This window comes from Streptomyces sp. NPDC059092 (assembly GCF_042756365.1).
Classification (GTDB): domain Bacteria; phylum Actinomycetota; class Actinomycetes; order Streptomycetales; family Streptomycetaceae; genus Streptomyces.
The window spans coordinates 343,343-345,910 of the sequence record NZ_JBHZEJ010000001.1; the positions used below are offsets into that span (position 1 = coordinate 343,343).

2 protein-coding genes are annotated in these 2,568 nt (G+C 72.1%); one reads left to right on the forward strand and one right to left on the reverse strand.

Annotation, left to right across the window (positions count from 1 at the left end; translation table 11 throughout):
- Positions 1-162: 162 nt before the first annotated feature.
- Positions 163-723 (reverse strand): YqgE/AlgH family protein, encoded by a 561-nt coding sequence (locus ACFXPL_RS01490; RefSeq protein WP_384910610.1) that lies wholly within the window; start codon positions 721-723, stop codon positions 163-165.
- Positions 724-997: 274 nt separating this feature from the next.
- Between ACFXPL_RS01490 and murA the strand changes: the two genes are divergently transcribed.
- Positions 998-2,338 carry a UDP-N-acetylglucosamine 1-carboxyvinyltransferase gene (murA, locus tag ACFXPL_RS01495; RefSeq protein WP_384910613.1) on the forward strand — a complete coding sequence of 447 codons (1,341 nt, stop codon included), beginning with the start codon at positions 998-1,000 and terminating at the stop codon, positions 2,336-2,338.
- Positions 2,339-2,568: the final 230 nt, after the last annotated feature.

Consider the following 2,568-nt stretch of genomic DNA (forward strand, 5'->3'; position numbering starts at 1 on the left):
GTCGCGGGGGCGGCGTGGGTTGTGTTCGCTCTTTCACCGCCCGCGCTACGCAGCGCACCGCCCCCCCCCCCCCCCCCCGCGACCCGGCCGGCCCACGAGACCCGGCCGGACCGCCGCCCCTTCCTGTCCTGCCCCGCCCCCCTGCCCCGACCCGCGGCTCCCTCAATTGAGGGAAGCGTCGTCCGGGTACGTGGCGACCATCGCCAGCTCGCTGCGCTGTCTGCGCAGCACCGCCCGCCACAGGCTCTCCGGGCGCGGCGACGACACGTCACCCGGCTCGGACTCCACCACGTACCACGCCCCTTCGCGCAGCTCCCCTTCGAGCTGGCCGGGGCCCCAGCCCGCGTACCCGGCGAAGATACGCAGCGAGCCGAGCGCCCGCGCCAGCAGCTCCGGCGGGGTCTCCAGATCGACGAGGCCGATCGCCCCGTACACCCTGCGCCACCCCAACGGCCCCTCGTCGCCCGGGATCACGGCGAGCCCCAGCGCCGAGTCCAGGGAGACGGGCCCGCCCTGGAAGACCACGCCCGGCTCGCCCGCCAGCTCGCCCCAGGGCTCCAGGATGTCCCCGACGCCCACGGGCGTGGGCCTGTTGAGGACGACGCCGAGCGAGCCCTTGTCGTCGTGATCGAGCAGCAGGACGACCGCGCGCTCGAAATTCGGGTCCGCCAGGGAGGGTGTCGCGACAAGCAGCCGCCCTGTGAGCGAGGACACCTCGGTCATGCGAGACATGATCCCGCATATTCGCCGTCCGCGGGGCGTGCCCGGCACAGTGGGCGTGCGCGCAGCTCAGGGCGCACGGCGGCAACGGGAGCGCACGGACGGCCGGGAGCCGCGGCGGTGACCGTGTGCGAGGGACGTTCCACCGTACGTATCAAGGGCGTTCCCGTACGTGTCCATTACGTATCCGACGCCGCCCGGGCCTTACAGCACAGGGGGTAAGGAGCCGTACCCTTTTCCTTGGCCACCCGCCCGCCCACTCCGGAACGCGAGATTCATGACCGGCACTGACGATGTAATGCTTGTTCACGGCGGCACCCCGCTGGAGGGCGAGATCCGGGTCCGCGGCGCGAAGAACCTGGTGCCGAAGGCCATGGTCGCCGCCCTGCTCGGCAGCGGCCCGAGCCGGCTGCGCAATGTGCCCGACATCCGCGATGTGCGGGTGGTTCGGGGACTGCTCCAGCTCCACGGCGTGACCGTGCGCCCCGGCGACGAACCGGGCGAGCTGATCCTCGACCCGACGCACGTCGAGAGTGCCAACGTCGCCGACATCGACGCGCACGCGGGTTCGTCCCGTATCCCGATCCTCTTCTGCGGACCGCTGCTGCACCGGCTCGGTCACGCGTTCATCCCCGGTCTCGGCGGCTGTGACATCGGCGGCCGGCCGATCGACTTCCACTTCGACGTGCTGCGCCAGTTCGGCGCGACGATCGAGAAGCGGGCGGACGGCCAGTATCTGGAGGCCCCGCAGCGGCTGCGCGGCACGAAGATCCGGCTGCCGTACCCGTCGGTCGGCTCGACGGAGCAGGTGCTGCTGACGGCCGTGCTGGCCGAGGGCGTCACGGAGCTGTCGAACGCCGCGGTGGAGCCGGAGATCGAGGACCTGATCTGCGTGCTCCAGAAGATGGGCGCGATCATCTCGGTGGACACCGACCGGACGATCCGGATCACCGGTGTCGACCGGCTGGACGGCTATACGCACCGGGCGCTGCCGGACCGTCTTGAGGCCGCGTCCTGGGCGTCGGCCGCGCTGGCCACCGAGGGCAACATCTACGTACGCGGCGCGCAGCAGCGGTCGATGATGACGTTCCTCAACACCTTCCGCAGGGTCGGCGGCGCGTTCGAGATCGACGACGAGGGCATCCGCTTCTGGCATCCGGGTGGCTCGCTCAACGCGATCGCGCTGGAGACGGACGTGCACCCCGGTTTCCAGACCGACTGGCAGCAGCCGCTGGTGGTGGCGCTGACGCAGGCGTCGGGGCTCTCCATCGTCCACGAGACGGTGTACGAGTCGCGGCTCGGGTTCACCTCGGCGCTCAACCAGATGGGCGCGCACATCCAGCTCTACCGGGAGTGCCTGGGCGGCTCGGACTGCCGCTTCGGGCAGCGCAACTTCCTGCACTCCGCGGTCGTGTCGGGCCCCACGCGGCTCCAGGGCGCCGATCTGGTCATCCCCGACCTGCGGGGCGGCTTCTCGTATCTGATCGCGGCCCTGGCGGCCCAGGGCACGTCCCGGGTGCACGGGATCGATCTGATCAACCGCGGTTACGAGAACTTCATGGACAAGCTGGTCGAGCTGGGCGCGAAGGTCGAGCTGCCGGGCGGTCCGCTCGGCTGACCGCCTCCTCACGCGCTGCTGTGGCCCCCGCTCCTCGGAGCGGGGGCCACAGGCGTCAGGGGACCCGTCCTGGGCCGTCCGCCGGGAAGAGGGCGGCGACGACGGGAGCGGCGACGGCGGGCGGGCCGGACACCGGACAACACAGCGGAGGCGGGGGCCCCCGGGCGGGGGCCCCCACCGGCCGCTCCCGGGGTGGGGGGGGTGACCGAGCCCCCCGGGCGTAGTTGGCG